The organism is Rhizobium sp. 9140, assembly GCF_900067135.1.
GTDB lineage: Bacteria > Pseudomonadota > Alphaproteobacteria > Rhizobiales > Rhizobiaceae > Ferranicluibacter.
On record NZ_FJUR01000001.1, the window covers coordinates 2699240 to 2719591 of the forward strand.

Below are 20352 nucleotides of genomic sequence, written 5' to 3' on the forward strand. Positions count from 1 at the left end.
CCGTCCGTCTTATGCCGCAGACGCGACGATGGCAGCACGCACCGCCGCCTCGTCGAGATCGTGAAGGCCGATGACGACGAGACGCGTGCGGCGGGCTTCACCGGTTGCCCATGCACGGTCGAAATAGGGATCGATCCGCGTTCCCACGGCCTGGATCAGAAGCCGCATCGGCTTGCCGGGAACATCCGCAAAGCCCTTCAGCCGCAGGACATCATGCGCAGAGACGATGTCCTTCAGCCGCGATACGAAGGCTGCGGGATCGGAAATCGGGCCGAGTTCCACAACGAAACTGGCAAACTCGTCGTGGTCGTGCTCCTCGCCGGCCTCATGCTCCATCTCGTGGTGGGACTTGCGGTTGGCGATATCGTCCTCCGTGCCGACGCCGAGGCCGAGCAGAACGGAGGCCGGCACCGCGCCGTTGGCGGCTTCGATCATCATCGGCTTGCGGATCGTGCGCGAAGCGACCTCGCGGCGGACGGCGTCGATGCCGGCTGCATCCAGGAGGTCGGTCTTGTTGAGGACGATGAGGTCGGCGGCGGTCAGCTGGTCTTCGAACAGCTCCTCGATCGGGCTCTCGTGGTCGAGATTGTCGTCCTGCGCGCGCGCGGCATCCACCTTGTCGTGATCGTCGGCAAAGCGCCCGGCGGCGACGGCGGCGCTGTCCACCACGGTGATCACGCCGTCCACCGTCACCTGCGTGCGGATATCCGGCCAGTTGAACGCGGCGATCAGCGGCTGAGGGAGTGCAAGGCCGGAGGTTTCGATGACGATATGGTCGGGGCGTCCGTCCCGCTCCAGAAGGCGGGTCATGGTGGGAATGAAATCATCCGCCACCGTGCAGCAGATGCAGCCATTGGTCAGCTCGATGATATCGTCCTCGCTGCACGCCTCGGCGCCGCAGCCCTTCAGGACGTCGCCGTCAACGCCGAGATCGCCGAACTCGTTGATGATCAGCGCGATCCGCCGGCCTTCCGCATTTTCCAGAATGTTGCGGATCATCGTCGTCTTGCCGGCACCGAGAAAGCCGGTGATGACGGTCGCGGGGATCTTGGCGCCCGGGTTTGTCCGGTCGCCGGTCTTTGAAAATGTCATGGATTAACCCTTCATCTTGAGCGGCAGTCCTGCCGCCACGAAATAGACGTCGCGTGCCTGCGCCGCGACCTGCTGGTGGAGCCGGCCGGCGTGATCGCGGAAGTCCCGCGCCATGCGGTTATCCGGCACGATGCCGAGGCCCACCTCGTTGGAAACGAAAATGACGGAGGCGCGAAGCGCCGAAAGGCTGGCGACGAGCCGCTCCGATTCCGCCGCGACATCGCGCTCTTCCAGCATGAGATTTGTGACCCAGAGCGTCAGGCAATCGACAAGAACGACGCAGCCGACGGCGTCTATGACCGAGAGACGGCCAACGAGATCGAACGGCTCCTCATGCGTCGTCCAGAGATCGCCGCGCGACGTCCTGTGGGTGTCGATCCGCGTGCGCATCTCGTCATCGAAGGCGCGGCCCGTGGCGATGTAATGCCGGACAAGACCCGTTTCCACAGCCAGCCGCTCGGCAAAGTTCGACTTGCCGGAGCGTGCGCCGCCAAGCACGAGTGTGGCACCGTGAAGGGGAGATGTCATGCGCGCGCGGCTATCCCGCTGCTCCCGTTCCATGGAAGCGAAGGCAGCCTGCGGCTCCGGTATACACCGGACGGGCATGGGTAAAAACCGCCGGCCCGGAAAACCCGGTGGGCGAACGTCTCGTGTGCCACGACAACCTCCGTGCTGGCGCTGGAACGCAGCATCATGAGGATGCGGCGCGGTGTGGCTGGCAGGTCTCCTGGCTCACGGCGTCACGCAGGGCGAAAGCCCTGAGAACGGGTTCGCCTCGCCTTCCCGAAACAGGTTGCCCGGCGTTTGACCGTCGGGTCGATGTCGAAGAGGTGGACGATTCGTAGATAAAGAGGCGTCCGACCCCGGTTGCTCGCATCGCTGTTTCAGTGGCTTTTCCGGCCCTGCCCGTCTGGTGACGCCAGCCGCACCACGCGGCATGGTCCGTCGCCCTTCGGACGAGACCGGATGGCGAACCCTGACCGTTCTACAGTCGCGGGGTCGGCTGCGATGAGGATGCCCTGTATGGGTCCATCCCTTCGCATTCCCATTTACTCCCGAACGACACGCGCCGCACGGGAACCATCCATGCCGATAAGATTAGGCGCGTCGCTGGATCAAGTCAATCATCCGCGCTATGTCGGCCCCATCGCCCGACCCGAAGATCCATCGCGTTTCACCCCTGGAGACGCCCGACGAGATCGAGCCTGACATGCCCGACATCCTGAAGTCCCTGACCCTTGCCCGCGTGAAGCGCCTGGCCCGGAAATCCGTCACCTTTTCGGAATGGCGCATCTTCGCCCGGCGCAGCGAGGTCGGGCTGCTCGTCGCCGGCATCGTCGTCGGCCTGACCTCAGGGCTCGCCGTCATCGCCATGAGCTTCATCTCGTTGCAGCTGCACAAGCTGATCTTCGGTATTTCAGAATATGAGCGCGTCAGTTCCGCCGACCTCAAGGGCCAGATCGCCATTCTTATGGCGCCGATCGTCGGCGGACTGCTGCTGGGCCTAATCATGATGGGCCTTGCGCTCTGGCGTAAGAAGGCGATGGTGGACCCGATCGAGGCGAATGCGCTGCACGGGGGGCGGATGTCCCTGACCGACAGCATCGTCGTCGCGGTGCAGAACCTCGTCTCCAATGGTTTCGGCGCGTCGGTCGGTCTGGAGGCCGGCTACACGCAGCTCGCCTCCGGTCTTGCATCGAAGATCGGTGTGAATCTGAAATTACGGCGCAACGATCTGCGCACGCTGCTCGGCTGCGGCGCGGCGGGTGCTATCGCGGCGGCCTTCAACGCGCCGCTGACGGGCGCCTTTTACGCCTTCGAGCTGATCATCGGCTCCTACACCATCGCCTCGCTGACCCCGGTCGTCGTCTCCGCGCTGGTCGCCAACCTCGTGACGCGCCTGCTCTGGGGCGAAGAATTCACCATCGACATCGGCGCATTCGGCGATGTCGTCCCCGGAGACTACGTGCCGGCCATCCTCCTCGGCGCGCTTTGCGCCGGCGTCGCCATTCTCATCATGAAGGGCGTGTCGCTGACGGAAGAGGTCGCCCGCAAGAGCGACATCCCCGCGCCGCTGCGCCCCGCTATCGGCGGTGTCGTCGTCGGGCTGCTCGCCACCATCTCGCCGCAGGTGCTCTCCGGCGGTCACGGCGCCCTGCATCTGAACCTCGCGCACGCCACGCCCTTCGCCATGCTGATCGGCCTGTTCCTGATGAAGTCGGTCGCAACCGCGGTCTCGATCGGCTCGGGCTTTCGCGGCGGGCTGTTCTTCGCCTCGCTGTTCATGGGCGCATTGCTCGGCAAGGTCTTTGCCGGCGTCGTACCTTACGTCTTTGGCGACACCACGCTGACGCCGGTCATCTATGCCGTGGTCGGCATGAGTTCGCTTGCGGTCGCCATTATCGGAGGGCCGCTGACGATGACGTTTCTCGCGCTGGAGATCACCGGCGACTTCCCGATCACCACGCTGGTGCTGGCGGCCGTCATCACCTCGTCGCTGGTCGTGCGCACCACCTTCGGCTACTCGTTCGCCACGTGGCGCTTCCATCTGCGCGGCGAAAGCATTCGCAGCGCCCACGATGTCGGCTGGATCCGCAACCTGACCGTGGGGCGGCTGATGCGGCCCGATGTCCGCACTATCAACGCGAAGGCGACACTGGACGAGCTGAAAGCCGAATTCCCGCTCGGCTCGGCCCAGCGCGCCATCGTCGTGGATGACACCAACCGCTATGGCGGCGTCATCCTTATTCCCGAGGTTTATGCAAGCCCGGTGGAAAAGGATGCCGCCGGCAAGGGCATTGAAGACTACATCAAGCTCCCGAACGACTTCCTCCAGCCGAACATGAACGCCCGGCAGGCGGCGACCCTGTTCGACAAGACGGAGAGCGACGCGCTCGCCGTCTGCAACAATCTCATCGAGCGCCGCGTCGTCGGGGTGCTGACCGAGAGCTACACCCTGCGCCGCTACAGCGAGGAACTCGACCGGAGACGTCGCGAGGCATCCGGCGAATTCTAGAGCGATTTCAGCGATACAGGCGACGACGCTCTAGCGACCCGTGAGCCCGTCGAGCCAGCGCGGATCGAGCACGGCCTCCAGCTCCCCGGCAACCGCATCGAGCGCCGCATCGACGGAAGCGCGGTAATCGAAGGCCTCCGCCGCGATACCGAAGCTGCGCAGCAGTGCCGCGCGGTAGGCATCGCTGGTGAACAGACCGTGGAGATAGGTCCCCATGACGCGACCGTCGGGCGATAGCGCACCGTCGGGACGGTCCCCGATCATAACGGGCGGTCGGGCGCAGTCGGGTCCGGTGGTCTTCCCAAGGTGGATCTCGTAGCCCTCAAGCGCGACATCGTGTTCCGTGGAACGGGCGCCGCTGTTGCGCACCACCTTTTCGCACGCCATTTCTGTTTCCACGTCGAGCAGGCCGAGGCCGTCGATTTCGGCGGTTCCGCCCTCGATGCCGAGCGGATCGGAGATGCGGCGTCCGAGCATCTGGTAGCCGCCGCAGAGGCCGATCACGCGTCCGCCCCGTCGAAGATGCAGGGCCAGATCCTTGTCCCAGCCGGCCGCTTTCAGGGCCGCGAGATCCGAGATCGTGGCTTTCGAGCCGGGGAGAATGACGAGCGCCGCATCCTCCGGCAGGCGGTCGCCGGACTGGATGAAGCGGAGGTCCACGGACGGTTCGGCGGCGAGCGGATCGAGATCGTCGAAATTGGCGATGCGCGGCAGCACGGGTACGGCAATCGTCAGCGCCCGCGCCGTTCCCCGCGACAGGCGTTCGAGAACGACGGAATCCTCGGCCGGAAGCTGGCGCGCGGCCTTCAGCCAGGGGACGACGCCGAAACAGGGCCAGCCGGTGAAGCCCTGGATCGCGGTGAGCCCGTCGTCGAACAGGGTCACATCGCCCCGGAACTTGTTGATGAGGTATCCCGTGACCATGGCCCGGTCCTCGGGCGTGAGCACCGCATGCGTTCCCACAAGCGAGGCGATGACGCCGCCGCGGTCGATGTCGCCAACCAGCACCACGGGCACGCCCGCGCGCGTCGCAAATCCCATATTGGCGATGTCGCCGGCCCGCAGGTTGATCTCGGCCGGCGAGCCCGCACCCTCGACCACCACGAGGTCGCGGCCAGCGCGGGTCGTCTCGAAGCTCTCCAGCACCGCGCCGAGCAGCTTCGGCTTCATCGCCTGATAGTCGCGCCCGCGCGCCTGCCCGACGACCTTGCCCTGCACCACGACCTGGCTGCCGGTCTCCGACTGCGGCTTGAGGAGCACGGGGTTCATGTGGATCGAGGACGGAATGCGGGCGGCGAGCGATTGCAGCCATTGCGCCCGGCCGATCTCGCCGCCATCGGCCGACACCGCCGCGTTGTTGGACATGTTTTGCGGCTTGAAGGGTGCGACGCGGACGCCGCGATTGGACGCGAGCCGGCAGAGGCCGGCGACGAGCACAGTCTTGCCGACATCCGAACCCGTCCCCTGAAGCATGATCGATTTTGCCATGCGGCCTGATATCACCGGGACGCGGCGGGCGCCATGGACGGCCCGGACGATCACGCGCAAAAACCGCAGCAGCCGAAGCTCTGCGGTTTTCCACCCTCGACACCAAAGAAACGCACGGCACGGGGCGGGCAAGCGGGAGGCATCGAACGGATGCCAAGAGGCTGGCAGAATGCCGGGACGCAATACCTGATCCGGCAGAGCAGCTGTGACCAGCCACGGACCATCCTTACGCCGTGAGAGTTACCAGAGAGTTACCTGCCGGGCTCGGCCTCCGTTTTTGTCACAATCACGTCATCTCGAATGAAGGGGCTCTGATCGATGCAACTGCCGGGATGACGCGCCTTGGATAAGAGCGCCCACAAAACCGAACATTCGAAAGAGATAAAATTCAATGGCTTGCATGACGGTTCCAATTCGACCGGCCAAGAAGAGCGGTTGATTTCTGTCCCAGAGCTTCTAGGCTGTCCGGACGAAAAATATTGGCACTATATGATCGCGGGACATCGTGCGTTCGCACTGGAGGCGTCGGTCTGATGAAGAACATTCGCGACGTCTGCGAAAAGATGACAAAGTCCGCCGTCGGCCCGACGCTTGCAACCGCGCTCGGCCTTCTCGCCGGCAGCGTCCTCCTGATGTCGGGCACGCCCGCACGCGCCGCAGGCTGCGGCAGGCTCTCGATTGCCGAGATGACCTGGGGATCGGCCGCCATCACCGCCCATATCGACAGGTTCATTCTGGAGAAGGGCTACGGCTGCACCGTCCAGCTCGTACCCGGCGACACAATGCCGACCTTCGCCTCGATGAATACCGAAGGACGACCCGACATGGCGCCGGAGATCTGGGTGGCCTCGCTGCAGGCACCGCTGACCGATGCGCTGCGGGATGGCCGACTGGTGGAAGTCGCACGCGTCCTGACAGATGGCGGTGTCGAAGGCTGGTGGATCCCCCGCTACATCAGCGATGCGCATCCCGACATCAAGACGGTGCAGGATGCGCTGAAGCACCCTGAACTCTTCCCCTCGCCGCAGGATGCCACGAAGGGCGCGATTCACAACTGTCCCTCGGACTGGAACTGCCAGATCCCGACATCCAACCTTTACCGGGCCTTGAAGGGCGACGACGCCGGGTTCCAGCTGATCAATTCCGGATCGGCGGCCGATCTCGACGGCTCGATCGCCCGGGCCTTCGAGGAAAAGAAGGGCTGGCTCGGCTATTACTGGGCGCCCACCGCAATCCTCGGCAAATACGAGATGGTCAAACTCTCCTTCGGCGTCACCCACGACCGGGCCGAGTGGAACAACTGCACGGCGGTGCCCGACTGCAGCGCGCCCGTCGTCAACGGCTATCCCACCACCGATGTCTACACGATCGTCACGCGCGCCTTCCCCGAAAAGGCCGGTCCCGCCGCCCTCGCCTATGTCTCGAAACGGCAATGGGATAATCAGACGGTCAACAGCGTGCTGGCGCATATGGACCAGACCAACGGCAGCCGCGAGGATGCAGCACGCTACTTCCTGAAGACGTTCGAGCCTGTCTGGACCGCCTGGCTGCCTGCCGATATCGCTGCGAAGGTCAAGGCCGCCCTCTGACCGTTTCCTTCACGGCGCAGCACTCCAGTCCGGCTTCAGCCTTATATGGCATCACGGCGCGAGAACGCAGACACCGGCTTGAGGGACCCCATGAACACGCACACGACGATCAGCCCCATGCAGCAGCCGACGCCGACGGACCGCGATGCGGTTGCCGACGTCATCGAGCGCTTCCAGCCGGCGGACACGGCCTTTCTGTCGCTGATGATGGACAATCCGCAACAGGACGACGCGCTGATCGACGGGCTGCACCGCTTCCTCGACCGCTCGGCCGGCGCACGCTTCCTGCACACGCTGAAGCTGGAGCAGCGCGGTTTCTGGCTCGGAAGTGTCGCCCCTGCCCGGCTGCAGATTCGCTTGACGGAAGCGGCACGCTCGTCGCAGCATGCAGCCTATCAGGCTTTCCGCGCCGGGCTCACGAAGTCGGGCGGACTGGAGCGGGCGTTTCCGAAGGCCTAGGCTTTAGGGTGCGGGCTTGGGAAGAACGGCGCCATGCCACATCGGCGTCGTCACGGCGATGATCGGCCCCATCGGGTAGGTCTCGTCGATGCGGCCGAGGTCGGGCGCGTAGAGACTGGAAATGTGCCCGTCGAGAAACAACGCATTCGGACAACCGAGCGCGTCGCGATAGAGCGTCGCGAAATCGTGAAAGCGCACCGGCGATAATGCGACGGCAAAATGCACGACGCCCTTCTCATCGACGCCGACACCGTTGCGGATCTGCAGGCTGTCGCTCTGCGGCTTGAACGCAGGGTGGAGCGCGCCGTCGATGACGAGCATAGGCCCGGATTGTGTTGCGACATCGGGCGTGGCCACCACCGAACGCCGGTAGGCCTCCGTTTCCCTGACGATCGCTTTGCCGTTCGAGAGGGCGAAGATACCATTCGGAAGCAGATAGAAATTGCCCCAGCCACCGCCGGTCGCGATCGGCTTGCGCTCTTCGCCGTCGATGACCAGCAGTCCGACGGGTGAGAGGTCCTTCTCGTACATGCCGCCATTCATGGCGAAGTCGAGCCGTGTCTGATCGCGAAGAAGATCGGTCTTCAAAGCGGTGAAGCCGCCATAGGGTCGGCCGGCCTCGTCTGTATGGAAGATCGTGAGCGACGCGGTCACGGGATCGACATCGCATACGGCATAGTCGGCCCCGAGGTGCCGAACGATCCGGCAGGCGGCACGGGCGTCGGGAGAAAGAATGACCATCAGGACCAGCGCCAGAAGAAGTTTTGCGAACATCGGCGTCATCATAGGCGAGCTGCGCCCTGTTGCCAGACACGAAAACGCCGGCAGACCCACGGTCGCCGGCGCTTGGGGAAATCAGATCGGATCAGTTGGCGGCGCGTTCGACGCTGCGGCCCGCATCCTGCGTGGCGTTGACGGTGTTTGCCGTGTCCCGACCCATGCCGCGGATCGTGTTACCGCAAGCGGAAAGCGAAACGAGAGAGACGAGTACGATGCCGACGGTAGCGATGGTCTTTGCGGTCATGGCTTGGGTCCTTGAATAACGCCAGTGGAAGAAAGACATGTGTCTTCGACCACCTAACGCCGGGCCTTCAAAAAGGTTCACGTGATCGTGACAAAAATCGGAACGCCTTTGTCGAAAAATTTGCACCATGGAATGCTTCGCAGCGGAACTTCCGCTTGCCGATAAAGTTCTTACGGCCGTGGACCAGATCACAGCCTCGATAGCCGCTTCGGTCGGCAAAAAACGCGACGCCGGCCAAGTTGGCGATACGCCTGCTCCCGAACTCGTCTATCTTTCCCGGCTTGAAGAGGGCATCACCCGCAAGCAGGGCAAGAATGGCTTCCTCTATTACGGACCGGACGGCCAGCGCATATCCGATCCGGGCGAAGTCGAGCGCATCGCGGCGCTCGCCATTCCCCCCGCCTATACCGAGGTTCTGATTTCGCCCGATCCGCAGACGCATCTGCAAGCGATCGGCAAGGATGCGCGCGGCCGCAAGCAATATCGCTACCATCCCGACTGGCATGCCGAGCGCGGCAAGGCAAAGTTCGCGCTGCTGCCGTCCTTCGCATCACGTCTGCCGCGAATCCGCGAGCGCGTCGATCATGATCTGCGCATACGCACGCCGGGCATGGAAAAGGCGCTTGCCACCATCGTCTGGCTGCTCGACCACCTGTTCATCCGCGTTGGCAATACGGTCTATGCCGAAGAAAACGGTTCCTACGGCCTGACGACGCTCAAAAACCGGCATGTGAAAGTGTCGGGATCGAGCGTGCACTTCCAGTTCAAGGGCAAATCGGGCAAGGAATGGCGCCTCAGCCATAATGACCGCCGGATAACCCGCATCATCCGATCGCTGCAGGAGTTGCCCGGCCAGCATCTCTTCCAGTATCTCGATGAGGACGGCGAGCGCCACCAGATCCGCTCGCAGGACGTGAACGCCTATATCCGCGAGGCGACCGGCGGTGAGTTCTCGTCGCGCCAGTTCCGCACCTGGGGCGCAACGCAGATGGCGGCAACAGCGCTTTCGACCGTGGAGCCGGCAACGAGCGAGCGGCAGCGAAAGCGCCAGATCAACGAGGCGGTGGATGGCATCGCGGCCGCACTGGTCAATACGCGCGCCGTGTGCCGAAGCTCCTACATTCACCCCAAGGTGTTCGAGGATTTCGAGAACGGCGAACTGCGCACCCTTCGCGCCCAGCGCAAGAGCACCAGCGAGACGATGACGCGCTGGATGGACGACGACGAAATCCGCGTGCTGCGCTGGCTGAAGAAGACGACGGACAGCGCCTGACGATCAGACGAGCGCGATGCAGGCGGCGCGCACGTGTTCGGCGACCGCCAGCACGGGCGCAGAGGCATCGTCGATCGTCTGGATGCCGATGTTGTAGGTTCCGAGATCCGGCAGACCTTCCGCCGGCCCAAGCTCCACGAGATCGCCCTGCACGAGATAGCGGGGCAAAGGTGCAATCGCGAGGTCGGCGAGGATCGCCGCCTTCTGGCCGGTCGTATGTGCGCTGAGAAAGGCCACGCGATGGGCGCGCCCTGCCTTGTTGAGCTTGTCGATCGCATCGGCGCGCCAGACGCAGCCGTCTTCCCACATCGAGACGGGCAGCGGGTCTCGCAGATGGGCGGTCCCGCACCGTGTGCCCGCCCAGACGAGTCTTTCCTCCATGAGGATCTCGCCGTCGCGCAGCGTCTCGCTCGGAAAGCTGTTGTAGATGACGATGTCCATGCGCCGCTCCTCGACGCGTTTCCGCATGACATTGCTCTGCCCGATGGTGACATCGACCGTGACGTTCGGAAAGGTCTCCCCGAACCGCTTTAGGACGTCGGGAAGGATACGCTCGCCAAGATCTTCCGGCGCGCCGAGGCGCACCACGCCGTGCATGTCGGGCATGAGGAAGCGCGTGACTGCTTCATTGTTGAGTGCCAGCATGCGCCGGGCAAAGCCCAGCAGAACCTCCCCCTTCGGCGTCAGCGACACCGAGCGCGCATCCCGGAGGAACAGAGCGCAACCGAGAAGCTCTTCCAGCTTCTTGATCTGCATGGAGACGGCCGACGGCGTACGGTAGACGGCTTCGGCCGCCGTGGTGAAATTGCCGGTCTCGGCAATGGCCACGAAGGTCTTCAGCACGTCGATCTCGAGCATCGGCAGCGCGTGCCGCATCATCATGTTCATGTGGGATCCATCATCAGAAAAACTGAACGATACCATGAGTTCATTTCGTTTGATTGAACATCGACCGACGCGCATTGTCAAGGCACGGGCAACGGAGACGCCGGCCATGAACAGCAACATCATCCATTTCAAGACGAGGACTATCCAAGAGCCAGCGGAATTGGCGCGCTATCCCATCGGCACAATCATCCGCATCGTGCGGGCAATCATCGACCGGCAAAAGCTTGCGGCGACACGCCGGATCACGCGCCGGCAATTGCGGAATCTTCCCACGGTGGTCCGACGCGACATCGGCATATTCGATGTCAATGATCATCAAGAATGCTGAACTGACACATCAATTCTATTCGTTGGATTGATAGATAAGGTTGCGACATGATGCCCTCATGGTCGCGACCTTTTGAAGAACCTCATCAAAAGGAACCAGTGCAATGTCTACCTTCAGCCTCTCGAGTTCACCCTCAACCCCATCGTTCGGATCGCGTGCGCTTGCTGGCGCCACGTCGCTCGCACATCGCATCGTCAAGACATGGCAGGACAGGCGCTCCGAACGCGCTCTGGCATCGCTGTCCTATGACATGCTCAAGGACATCGGCTTTCCCGCATCCACCGACAGCCGGAACACGCCTGCGCAATGATCCCATCCGCCAATGACGCCAAAGAGGACCCGCCGTGTTCCCGCCGCGGCCATGACAAAAGGGCGTTTTGCCGTTCGGCAGGACGCCCTTTTTTGTGCCGTGTTCAAACGCGGACGAGATGACCCTCAAACCTTCTGTTTCCGACAAGGCCACCGCATGTCAGAGCGTCGCAAACAGATCAGTCAAGAGGGGGGCCGAGCCCGCATCGCTTGTTCCACCCTCCAGTCCCTATGCTGCAAAGCAATATAATTGGGCGTTTGCACCATCGGCAGATGCTTTTTCAGGCACGGCGCAGGATGTCGCAAATTTTGTTCCTTGGCAGTCGCGACCATCCATGCCAGTGTCGCATTCAAGCAAGCTCGTCGGCCGTTCCCAAGCGACGAATAGCCATCTGCCCTGCATGGAGATATCGCTCGTGAACAAGCCGCTCATTGCCAAGCGCTCGCTGGTCTTCTTCCTTGTTCCCCATTTTTCTCTTCTGCCCTTCGCGGCCGCCATCGAGACGCTGCGGATTGCCAACCGGATGCTGGGCTACGAGGCCTATTCCTGGCGGCTCGCCTCCACGGATGGCGCTCAGGTCGTGTCCTCCAGCGGCATCGCGCTGGAGGTCAACTCATCGGTCGCCGACGAGCGAAAGCACCTGGGCGGCGAGAGCCGGCCGTCGATGGTGCTGGTCTGTTCCGGCGTCTTCGTGGAGGATTTCCAGAACAAGTCCGTCAATGCCTGGCTCCGCGAGGTCTACAATCGCGGCGTCGCCGTGGGTAGCCTCTGTACGGGCGCCCATGTGCTGGCTTCGGCCGGCCTGCTGACGGGCAAGCGCTGCGCCATCCACTGGGAGAACCTGCCGGGCTTCGCCGAAGCCTTCCCGCAGGTCGATGTTTTTGCGGATCTTTACGAGATCGACAGCAACATCTACACCTGCGCCGGCGGCACCGCCTCGCTCGACATGATGTTGAACCTGATCGATCAGGATTTCGGCGAGAACCTCGTCAATCGCGTCTGCGAACAGGCGCTGACGGATCGCGTCCGCGGCCCGCACGATCGCCAGCGACTGCCGCTGCGCGCGCGCCTCGGGGTGCAGAACGCCAAGGTCCTGTCGATCATCGAGCTGATGGAAGGCAATCTTGCCGAGCCTCTGTCGCTGCTGGAACTTGCCGACAGCGCCGGTCTCTCACGACGCCAGATCGAGCGGCTGTTCCGACAGGAAATGGGCCGCTCGCCTGCCCGCTACTATCTGGAAATCCGGCTCGACCGCGCCCGTCACCTCCTCGTCCAGTCGGCCATGCCGGTGGTCGAGGTGGCCGTCGCCTGCGGCTTCGTCTCCGCGTCGCACTTCTCCAAGTGTTATCGCGAACTCTACAACCGTTCGCCGCAGCAGGAACGCGCCGACCGCAAGGTCACACTTGCCCAGTCCCCTCGTTAAGGACTTGCCCAATCCGGGTGTGGCGTATCAGGACGCCATTGTATTGATCATCGTGAGTTCGGACACAATCCGGTTCCGGCCGGCGTGCTTGGCCATGTAGAGGAACTGGTCGGCTGCGTGGAGGTAGTTGTCGAACACCTCGCGCTGCTCGATGGGCGCAAGGCCGATCGACACGGTAACCGACAGGTCCTCGTCGTCGGTGACGACCTGCGTCCGGGCAATCGTTTCACGCAACTGCTCGCAATAGAGGGTGGCGGCGGAGATATCGAGCCCGTCGAACAACACGCCGAACTCCTCGCCGCCGAGGCGGGCGAGAAGGTGGTCGTTGCCGACGAAATTGCGCAGCGTGCGTGCGACCGCCTTCAGCACGAGATCGCCGACCTCGTGGCCGAACGTGTCGTTCAGGCGTTTGAAGTGGTCGATGTCGAGAATGGCGATCGAGGAACCCGCGTTGCGGCGGAAGCACTGCTCGACAATGGGTGGCCCTTCCTGAAAGAAGAAGCGTCTGTTGTAGAGATCGGTGAGGTAATCGCGCGACGCCAGGCGCTCTAGCGAGGCGATACGCCGGTTGACGGTGATCGACCGGTTGATGCGGCTGATGAACTCGTCGCGGTCGAACGGCCGCTCGACGAAGTCGGCGCCGCCGCCTTTGAGAAAGCGCGCCGCCTGACCGCGGGCGGACTGTGGGGCCATGGCGATGATCGGCACCGTCGTTTCGCATTCATAGGACCGCAGGCCGACGAGAAGCTGCTGCGCGGAGAGTTCGCTAGATGCATATTCCGAGATTACCAGATCGACGCGGCCCTCCAGCACGGCGCTGAGCACGTCCTGCCCCGTCGTCACCTCGGTCACCTGAAACCGCTGCTCGCGCAGGATCGACGCCAGCGCCTGCCGCCGTTCCGCATCGTCGTCCGCCACCAGCACGTTCGTGCCGGCATTGCTCAGCATGCGATTGACGGCCGCAACGACCGAAGACACCGAGTCGCGCTTGTTCTTGATGATGCAGTCCACCACACCGCGCGCCATGACGCGCTCGCGCGTGCTGTCATTGAAGCTGCCGGTGAAGACGATGGCGGGAATGCCGTGCGAGAGCACGAGGTCGAGCGCTTCGCAGTTCGGCGCGTCGGGAAGGTTGAGGTCGAGCACGGCGACATCGAAGCTCTGGCACTCCAGCGCCCGCGTAACGTCACCAAGCGAGGCGCAATGCGTCACCGTCATGGCCTCACCGTTCTGGATCTCGTGACGGATGAGCGTCGAGAAGACACGGGAATCTTCGATCAGCAGCAGATACCTGCCGCTCTGCTTCCGCGCGGCATCGCCGGTCTGCTCTTGCTTGCTGAACGTCAAGGTCCCCACCCTTTTCGAGCAGGACACCGTATGTCGGTTCTGCTCCCGTCACGATCCCGGCCGTCAACGCTGCGCAAGCGGGATCTGTTATGTCTCGTATGGCTTACCATGAAGGGTTTTGTGTTCCGTTAACGCGACCCGAAAACAGTACGGGGTACACATCGCTACGGATAAAAGATCGGGGAGGTCGGCGTGGCGCAGCACAAACACCAAGCGCCCGGAGCGGGCGCCTGGTGCACATCAGGCAAGCGCAAGCGTCATATCTGCAACGTTGGACCCAAGAGTGTCGCCGTTGGTCAGATCAGGCGCTGAGCGCCATCTTCGAGCCGAGAGTGCGGATCTTCGTCAGCGTATCCAGGTTCTGGTTGACGCGGCAGTAGAACTCCTCGTTGACGAACGGCCGCATGATGAAGTCGTTGCCGCCGGCCTTCAGGAAGCGCGCGGACAGAAGACGGTTCGTGGAGGAGGATACGCCGATGATGCGCAGCTGATGCGGACCATAGGCGCCACGAATGCGCCGGGTCAGCTCGAAGCCGTCGATATCGGGCATGTTGTAGTCCGTGATGACGAGGCCGATATCCGAATGGCGCTTGAGGAGTTCGAGCGCGGTCGCGCCGCAATCGGCAGTGCTGACGCGGAAATTGAACCGCTTGAGCTGCGTCGTCAAAAGCGCGCGGGCCGTCGGGCTGTCGTCCACGATCATGACATGGTGCCGGTGATTGGTCAGAAAGCGGCAGACCGATTCCACCAGCATATCCACGGCGAAGACGCTGTCCTTGATGATGTAATCGACAATGTCCTTGGCCAGGATCGACTCGCGCGTGCTTTCCTGAAACGTGCCCGTGAACACGATGGTCGGGATGCTCATATCGACCAGATAGGACAGCGCCTCGCCGTTCTCAGCGCCGGGAAGATTGATATTCGAGATGGCAAGCGTCGCGGGGAAGGAAGCGTTCTCAATGGCGAAGGTGACTTCGTCATAGTCCTTACAGACGATGACATCGATATCGAGGAGTTCCTTAAGACGCTTCGACACCATTGCCGCGAAGAGATTACTATCTTCCGCGAGCACGATACGGTGCTGTTGCAGGGACTCTCCGGAGTAATACATCCCCGACACACCGAAAAAAGACATTGCGCGCTCTCTTTTTCTACACTGAGAGAGACATTAGCAAAAAAGGTTTTCGCAGTCGTTAAAAGGCCGCTACCTAGGGTGGCTATTTTAGGAATACGGCGACAAACCGGCGGAGAATGCGAAAACAGTCTTCGCCGGCGCGACGTTCATACCGTCAAATGCCGAACGACGCTCAGCGGGGCCGGCCGGGCCGGCGCTTGCGGGAACCGTTTTTCGTCCCCTCCGTGCCCTTGCCCGGTGCCGGTTTGTCTTCGCCGATATCGACCTTTCGCGCAGGGGTGACCGGTGCGGGCGATGCCGCAGCGGAAACGCCGGGCTTGGCATCGGCACGCAATGCCTCGCCCCGCAGCGCATCGCGCCGGTCGCTCTCGGAGGAATCCGGCACATCATTGCCGCGGCTGTCCGGCGGTTCGACGCTCGGCTGCTCCACATAGCCGCCGGCGTCTCCCGGCAACGGCGAGGACGCCCTTGAAGCCTCAGACCGCGTTCCCTGGAAGATGGCCGAGAGCACTTCGGCATCCTCCGGCGAGATCTTGATCGGCACTTCGGGTGCCGCCGGACCGCCCAGTGCGATGCCATCGGCCTGAAAACGCTCGAAGACAGCCATGCGGACATCGGTGCGAACGGAGACGCCCTGCAGGATATCGGCGAGGAACACGCGCACCTCGAACTCGAGCTCGGACGACGTGAAGCCGCGGAAGACGATGATCGGCTCGGGATTGCGCAGGATGTTCGGCAGCCCCGTCACCGCGGCGCGCAGCGATTCCACCACCTTGCGCGGATCGTTGGAGGCGTGCGCGGAAAAGGTGACATCGACACGCCCGAGCTTGTTGCGGTGGGTCCAGTTGCCGACGGAGGCGTTGATGAACAGCGAGTTCGGCACCATGATCGTCTGCCGCTGGAACGTCTCGATCTCGGTCGCGCGCACGGAGATGCGCTTGACGAAACCCTCGGTCGTTCCTGAGATGACCCAGTCGCCCACCTTGAACGGTCGCTCAACGAGCAGGATGAGGCCGGAGACGAAGTTCGAGACGATGTTCTGGAGGCCGAAACCGACGCCGAGAGACAGGGCGCCGGCGACCAGCGCAAGGCTCGACAGGTCGAGGCCCGCGGCGGAAATGCCGATCAGGCCCGCAATGCCCATGCCGAGATAGCCGATGCCCGTCTTGACCGAATTGCGCACGCCGAGATCGACCCGGCTGCGCGCCAGCACGCTGCCGTCGATCCAGCGCTGGAGCCACCGGGTGATGACGAAGCCCAGAATGAACAGAAGAATGCCGGCGAAGATGCCGACGAGCGAGATGGTGATGGTGCCGATGCGGATTTCGGTAAGGATCCGGTATGCCCACGCCTCGATATCCGCGATCTTGAAGCCCCATTGCAGGAGCAGAAGCGGCACGAAGAACAGGGCGACGAGCAGGTAGATGCTGAGCCCGACCGCAAGACCGATCTGATCCAGAGCCATCGGCTCCAGCCGGTAGCGGTGCGAGAGGTAACGTCCGCCGACGGTCTTGGCGAGCGCGTTCTGCTTGGCCAGCGCCTTGCCGGTGAGGATGCCGATATACATGGTGACGAAGATCGCGCCGGTGACGACGATCTGCGTGGCGATGAAGCGTGCCAGCCCGACATAGCCGGAGAGCGCCGCCGTGATCAGTCCGAGGCCTGCGAGGAGTAGCAGGATGGAGATGGCGCGCGGCCACGGCCGCCCCTGCCCGTCCAGCGGCTCGCCCTGAGAAATAACAGGACGGATCAGCGCGATCGCCATCAGAAGCAGGCCGATGAGGATCGAGGCGATCAGGCTTTTCGCGACCGTCAGCACCAGCGGCGAGCCGAGCGTGACGCTGATTGTTTCCAGCAGGTAATCGAAGAGATTTGCGAAGGCCATCGCCATGATGAGGGCGACCAGCAATCGCGCGCCGCGATCCGACACGCGCACCAGCCGCCAGACGGCCTGACCGGGTGCGAGAACCGCCGTGGAGATGGTCCAGACGAACTGGAGAGCGACGCAGAGCGCCAGAAACGTCACCACGATCGGCGCGATATCCGGTCGCAGGACATTGAATGTTTGCAGGAAGAAGAATGCCGTTGTCGCGAACGTGGCGGATGCGATGGTCGGCACCAGCGTCGAGCCGAAGGCGCGCGACAGGCGGGCGATGTAGGTCGGGTTCATGTCCCGCACCGAACGGCGCAGAAGCGGCGCGAAAAGCCGGTGCGTACCGGCCAGAAGCACCAGTGCCGAGCAGAGCGACAGAAACAGCGCCGACATCAGCGGTACGCGCTTGAAGGTGAAGACGAAGGTCAGCCAGCTACCGATATTGCGGGAAAACGCCTGCGCCTCGACCACCAGCGCCTGGCCCGCATCGACCAGCATGTCGATGTTGATGTCCGTGTGCCGCAGCAGCGTGCTGGAGAACAGCACCCGGCGCTTCTCGGTGATGGTCGTCGAGAGCGCGTTGGCATCCGCGACGAGCGTTTCGGCCGTGCCGGTCACGGCGTTCAGGGCGTTGCGCTCGGCGATCAGGCGGCCACGCTCTTCGGTCACGACGGAAGCTTCAGGCTCCGCACCGGCCACCGGCGGATCGCCGAGTTCGGTCAACCGCGCCTTGATCTGCTCGATGCGCGTGCGGGCCGCATCCATCTGGCCGGCAACCTGCTGCGACAGGTCGTCCACCTGCGCCTTGATTTCGGCCAGCCGGTTGTCGGCAGCATTGGAATTGTTGGCCTGGGTCGAACGCGCGGTTTCCGCAGCATCGGCCGCCTCGACCTGTGCAGCCAGCGTATCGAGCCGCTTGCGCGCGGCGTCGAGCTGCTGAGCCGCATCGGCCTGCGCGTCGTCCGGCCTGTCCCGCACGGCCTCGCTACCACCGGCACTTTGCCGCCCGACGCTTGCAGCGGGCGTCGCCGGCGCTGGGTTTGCCGCAGGTTGGCTTGCCCCGGTTTGGTTTGCCGGGGGTTGGCCTGCTGGGGGTTGGCTGGGCGCCTGCTGGGCCACCACGGGTGACAGGCTGGAAACAAGGATGAGCAGAAGGACGAGGAAACGAAGCATCGTTGGGGAACACGCTTTCACGGTTGGGTCTGTCTTCCCGACGGATGAGGCCGAAAGGTACTGGAAAAGAACGCGGCACGGTGCCGAAAGAATCAGGCGGCAGGAAGGTGCCATACCCGCTCCGGTTGGCGGCCGGGTATGGCGAATTTTAGGCTTCCTGCAGAAGGTTACTCCGGCCGAACGTTAGAAACTCGAACCCGGCTGCAGTAGGAACGCCTCCTCCTGCGGGCTCGACATGCGGCCGAGAATAGCGTTGCGATGGGGAAAGCGACCGAAGCGGGCGACGATCTCCCGGTGGCGCACGGCGAAATCAAGAAGCACGGGATCGCCCAGCGCCGTGAAGAGCTGCACCGCGAGATCCTGATCGGACATCGCCTCGGAATGCTCGAACGGAAGGTAGAAGAACGCGCGTTGCACCGGCGCGACCGCCTGGTCGGCGCCCGCTTCCAGCGCCAGCCGCGCTTCGCGGCGCGCGAGACCATCCGTCGCGAAAGCCAGCGGCGACCCGCGATAGATGTTACGCGACATCTGGTCGAACAGGATGAGGGTCGCAAGCCGCGCCTCCGGCGTCGCCCGCCAGTCGGAGCCGACAATGCGTGACACGGCGAGATGTGTGGCGCGAAAACGCCGGTCGCATTCCGCATCCAGCGCCGGGTGCGCCTTGTACCACTGTTCCGGGTCGATATCCTCGAACCAGAACGAGATAACCTCCTGCGGCGTGCACAGCGTTTCGGTCATGGGTATCCCCTCTCTGCCGGACGTAAGGGTGCCTTGTTGCATCAATCTTGCGCGAGTGGGAGACCTGACGGCAGGACTTTTCTCCAAAGGGCGTCGCAATCGCAAACTTCTTTGTTATCCTATTCTACAGACCCGCTAGAGTACGTGCGACAACACGGAGGTCGAGATTCATGAACGCAAAGGGACTGTCCCGCTTTTTCACGGTGGCCCTGCTGGCCACCAGCATTCAGGTCGGGGGTGTGGGGTTCGCGTTTGCCGATCAGACGATCCTGAATGTGTCCTATGATCCGACGCGCGAACTCTACAAGGACTTCAACGCCGCCTTCGCCGAGAAGTGGAAGACCGACACCGGGGAAACGCTGACGATCCAGACCTCCCATGGCGGCTCGGGCAAGCAGGCGCGATCCGTCATCGATGGCCTCGAGGCCGACGTGGTGACGCTCGCGCTCGAAGCCGACATCGACGCCATCGCCAAGGAAAGCGGCAAGATCCCCGCCGACTGGAAGTCGAAGTTCGAGAACAACAGCGCGCCCTACACGTCCACGATCGTCTTCCTCGTCCGCAAGGGCAATCCGAAGGGCATCAAGGACTGGGGCGATCTGGTCAAGGACGACATCCAGGTGATCACGCCGAACCCAAAGACGTCGGGTGGCGCACGCTGGAACTTCCTTGCCGCCTGGGCCTGGGCGCTCGCGCAGAATGGCGGCGACGATGCCAAGGCGCAGGACTATGTCGCCCAGCTCTTCAGGCACGTTCCGGTGCTCGACACCGGCGCGCGCGGCGCAACGACGACCTTCGTCCAGCGCGGTCTCGGCGATGTGCTGATCGCCTGGGAAAACGAGGCCTATCTCTCGCTTGAGGAACTCGGCCCCGACAACTTCGACATCGTCACGCCGTCCGTTTCCATCAAGGCCGAGCCGCCGGTGGCGCTGGTCGATGGCAATGTCGATGCGAAGGGAACCCGCAAGGTGGCCGAGGCCTACCTCCAGTATCTCTACTCCGATGTCGGGCAGAAGATCGCCGCCAAGCATTATTATCGCCCGTTCAAGCCGGAAGCGGCCGATCCCGACGATATCAAGCGCTTTGCGGATGTTAAGCTCTCGACCATTGACGAATTCGGTGGTTGGAAGGAAGCTCAGCCGAAATTCTTCGGAGACGGGGGCGTCTTCGACCAGATCTACAAGCCGGGGCAATAA

The 20352-nt window shown here is 63.2% G+C and carries 19 protein-coding genes and 1 riboswitch; of the genes, 9 read left to right on the forward strand and 10 right to left on the reverse strand.

The genetic code is table 11. The features are described 5' to 3' along the window. Window positions 1–9: 9 nt before the first annotated feature. Together cobW and cobU are read right to left on the reverse strand one after the other, a co-directional pair. The gene (gene cobW, locus GA0004734_RS12720; protein ID WP_092934203.1) at window positions 10–1092 is read right to left on the reverse strand and encodes a cobalamin biosynthesis protein CobW; all 1083 of its coding nucleotides are present in this window, start codon (window positions 1090–1092) and stop codon (window positions 10–12) included. Between the two features lie 3 nt (window positions 1093–1095). Then, a complete protein-coding gene (gene cobU / locus GA0004734_RS12725; RefSeq protein WP_092936274.1) occupies window positions 1096–1620 on the reverse strand; it encodes a bifunctional adenosylcobinamide kinase/adenosylcobinamide-phosphate guanylyltransferase in 525 nt (174 codons plus the stop codon). Between the two features lie 171 nt (window positions 1621–1791). Continuing rightward, window positions 1792–2192, reverse strand: a riboswitch (cobalamin riboswitch). A gap of 110 nt (window positions 2193–2302) precedes the next feature. Between cobU and GA0004734_RS12730 the strand changes: the two genes are divergently transcribed. After that, window positions 2303–4108 carry a chloride channel protein gene (locus tag GA0004734_RS12730; protein WP_092936275.1) on the forward strand — a complete coding sequence of 602 codons (1806 nt, stop codon included), beginning with the start codon at window positions 2303–2305 and terminating at the stop codon, window positions 4106–4108. A 30-nt stretch (window positions 4109–4138) separates the two neighbouring features. Here GA0004734_RS12730 and GA0004734_RS12735 read toward each other — a convergent pair whose 3' ends face one another. Next, the gene (locus tag GA0004734_RS12735; protein WP_092936276.1) at window positions 4139–5596 is read right to left on the reverse strand and encodes a cobyric acid synthase; all 1458 of its coding nucleotides are present in this window, start codon (window positions 5594–5596) and stop codon (window positions 4139–4141) included. Window positions 5597–5938: 342 nt separating this feature from the next. On the opposite strand from GA0004734_RS12735, the gene GA0004734_RS12740 reads away from it, so the two are divergent. From GA0004734_RS12740 to GA0004734_RS12750, 3 genes are all read left to right on the forward strand, one after another. Beyond that, complete coding sequence (locus tag GA0004734_RS12740) at window positions 5939–6130, forward strand: hypothetical protein (protein ID WP_139056266.1); 192 nt, start codon at window positions 5939–5941, stop codon at window positions 6128–6130. 98 nt (window positions 6131–6228) lie between these two features. Next, on the forward strand, window positions 6229–7185 hold the full coding sequence (locus tag GA0004734_RS12745; protein ID WP_175386489.1) for a glycine betaine ABC transporter substrate-binding protein: 957 nt from the start codon (window positions 6229–6231) through the stop codon (window positions 7183–7185). Between the two features lie 90 nt (window positions 7186–7275). Beyond that, window positions 7276–7644: a hypothetical protein gene (locus tag GA0004734_RS12750; RefSeq protein ID WP_245292412.1), complete on the forward strand. Its 369-nt coding sequence runs from the start codon at window positions 7276–7278 to the stop codon at window positions 7642–7644. 3 nt (window positions 7645–7647) lie between these two features. On the opposite strand, the gene GA0004734_RS12755 is transcribed toward GA0004734_RS12750, so the two are convergent. Both GA0004734_RS12755 and GA0004734_RS12760 read right to left on the reverse strand, forming a co-directional pair. Continuing rightward, window positions 7648–8385, reverse strand: a complete 738-nt coding sequence (locus GA0004734_RS12755) for a phosphodiester glycosidase family protein (protein ID WP_245292514.1) — start codon at window positions 8383–8385, stop codon at window positions 7648–7650. 124 nt (window positions 8386–8509) lie between these two features. Continuing rightward, window positions 8510–8668, reverse strand: a complete 159-nt coding sequence (locus tag GA0004734_RS12760) for an entericidin domain-containing protein (protein ID WP_092934205.1) — start codon at window positions 8666–8668, stop codon at window positions 8510–8512. Between the two features lie 127 nt (window positions 8669–8795). Between GA0004734_RS12760 and GA0004734_RS12765 the strand changes: the two genes are divergently transcribed. Then, entirely contained in the window at window positions 8796–9941 is a 1146-nt protein-coding gene (locus GA0004734_RS12765; protein WP_092934207.1) for a DNA topoisomerase IB, read from the forward strand. Between the two features lie 3 nt (window positions 9942–9944). Here the strand turns inward: GA0004734_RS12765 and GA0004734_RS12770 are convergent, their stop codons facing one another. Further along, complete coding sequence (locus GA0004734_RS12770; RefSeq protein ID WP_092934209.1) at window positions 9945–10829, reverse strand: LysR family transcriptional regulator; 885 nt, start codon at window positions 10827–10829, stop codon at window positions 9945–9947. A 106-nt stretch (window positions 10830–10935) separates the two neighbouring features. Here GA0004734_RS12770 and GA0004734_RS12775 point away from each other — a divergent pair, with 106 nt between their 5' ends. From GA0004734_RS12775 to GA0004734_RS12785, 3 genes are all read left to right on the forward strand, one after another. Then, entirely contained in the window at window positions 10936–11157 is a 222-nt protein-coding gene (locus GA0004734_RS12775) for a hypothetical protein (protein ID WP_139056267.1), read from the forward strand. Window positions 11158–11260: 103 nt separating this feature from the next. Then, the gene (locus tag GA0004734_RS12780; protein ID WP_092934212.1) at window positions 11261–11467 is read left to right on the forward strand and encodes a hypothetical protein; all 207 of its coding nucleotides are present in this window, start codon (window positions 11261–11263) and stop codon (window positions 11465–11467) included. A 415-nt stretch (window positions 11468–11882) separates the two neighbouring features. Beyond that, window positions 11883–12890 carry a GlxA family transcriptional regulator gene (locus GA0004734_RS12785; RefSeq protein ID WP_092936280.1) on the forward strand — a complete coding sequence of 336 codons (1008 nt, stop codon included), beginning with the start codon at window positions 11883–11885 and terminating at the stop codon, window positions 12888–12890. A 27-nt stretch (window positions 12891–12917) separates the two neighbouring features. On the opposite strand, the gene GA0004734_RS12790 is transcribed toward GA0004734_RS12785, so the two are convergent. The 4 genes from GA0004734_RS12790 to GA0004734_RS12805 all read right to left on the reverse strand — a co-directional run bounded on the left by GA0004734_RS12790 (window position 12918) and on the right by GA0004734_RS12805 (window position 19156). After that, the gene (locus GA0004734_RS12790) at window positions 12918–14237 is read right to left on the reverse strand and encodes a sensor domain-containing diguanylate cyclase (RefSeq protein ID WP_245292413.1); all 1320 of its coding nucleotides are present in this window, start codon (window positions 14235–14237) and stop codon (window positions 12918–12920) included. A gap of 301 nt (window positions 14238–14538) precedes the next feature. Beyond that, window positions 14539–15372 (reverse strand): response regulator, encoded by an 834-nt coding sequence (locus GA0004734_RS12795; RefSeq protein WP_092934214.1) that lies wholly within the window; start codon window positions 15370–15372, stop codon window positions 14539–14541. A gap of 172 nt (window positions 15373–15544) precedes the next feature. Next, on the reverse strand, window positions 15545–18223 hold the full coding sequence (locus tag GA0004734_RS12800) for a mechanosensitive ion channel family protein (RefSeq protein ID WP_245292414.1): 2679 nt from the start codon (window positions 18221–18223) through the stop codon (window positions 15545–15547). Between the two features lie 378 nt (window positions 18224–18601). Then, the gene (locus GA0004734_RS12805) at window positions 18602–19156 is read right to left on the reverse strand and encodes a DUF924 family protein (RefSeq protein WP_092934217.1); all 555 of its coding nucleotides are present in this window, start codon (window positions 19154–19156) and stop codon (window positions 18602–18604) included. A 170-nt stretch (window positions 19157–19326) separates the two neighbouring features. Here GA0004734_RS12805 and GA0004734_RS12810 point away from each other — a divergent pair, with 170 nt between their 5' ends. Then, window positions 19327–20352: a sulfate ABC transporter substrate-binding protein gene (locus GA0004734_RS12810; protein WP_092934218.1), complete on the forward strand. Its 1026-nt coding sequence runs from the start codon at window positions 19327–19329 to the stop codon at window positions 20350–20352.

Coding starts and splice junctions, on each gene's coding strand:
- GA0004734_RS12810 (WP_092934218.1), top strand. CDS start 19,327: ATGAACGCAAAGGGACTGTCCCGCTTTTTCACGGTGGCCCTGCTGGCC.
- GA0004734_RS12730 (WP_092936275.1), top strand. CDS start 2,303: ATGCCCGACATCCTGAAGTCCCTGACCCTTGCCCGCGTGAAGCGCCTG.
- GA0004734_RS12795 (WP_092934214.1), bottom strand. CDS start 15,372: ATGTCTTTTTTCGGTGTGTCGGGGATGTATTACTCCGGAGAGTCCCTG.
- GA0004734_RS12760 (WP_092934205.1), bottom strand. CDS start 8,668: ATGACCGCAAAGACCATCGCTACCGTCGGCATCGTACTCGTCTCTCTC.
- GA0004734_RS12750 (WP_245292412.1), top strand. CDS start 7,276: ATGAACACGCACACGACGATCAGCCCCATGCAGCAGCCGACGCCGACG.
- GA0004734_RS12735 (WP_092936276.1), bottom strand. CDS start 5,596: ATGGCAAAATCGATCATGCTTCAGGGGACGGGTTCGGATGTCGGCAAG.
- GA0004734_RS12775 (WP_139056267.1), top strand. CDS start 10,936: ATGAACAGCAACATCATCCATTTCAAGACGAGGACTATCCAAGAGCCA.
- GA0004734_RS12765 (WP_092934207.1), top strand. CDS start 8,796: ATGGAATGCTTCGCAGCGGAACTTCCGCTTGCCGATAAAGTTCTTACG.
- cobW (WP_092934203.1), bottom strand. CDS start 1,092: ATGACATTTTCAAAGACCGGCGACCGGACAAACCCGGGCGCCAAGATC.
- GA0004734_RS12770 (WP_092934209.1), bottom strand. CDS start 10,829: ATGAACATGATGATGCGGCACGCGCTGCCGATGCTCGAGATCGACGTG.
- GA0004734_RS12805 (WP_092934217.1), bottom strand. CDS start 19,156: ATGACCGAAACGCTGTGCACGCCGCAGGAGGTTATCTCGTTCTGGTTC.
- cobU (WP_092936274.1), bottom strand. CDS start 1,620: ATGACATCTCCCCTTCACGGTGCCACACTCGTGCTTGGCGGCGCACGC.
- GA0004734_RS12745 (WP_175386489.1), top strand. CDS start 6,229: ATGTCGGGCACGCCCGCACGCGCCGCAGGCTGCGGCAGGCTCTCGATT.
- GA0004734_RS12755 (WP_245292514.1), bottom strand. CDS start 8,385: ATGGTCATTCTTTCTCCCGACGCCCGTGCCGCCTGCCGGATCGTTCGG.
- GA0004734_RS12780 (WP_092934212.1), top strand. CDS start 11,261: ATGTCTACCTTCAGCCTCTCGAGTTCACCCTCAACCCCATCGTTCGGA.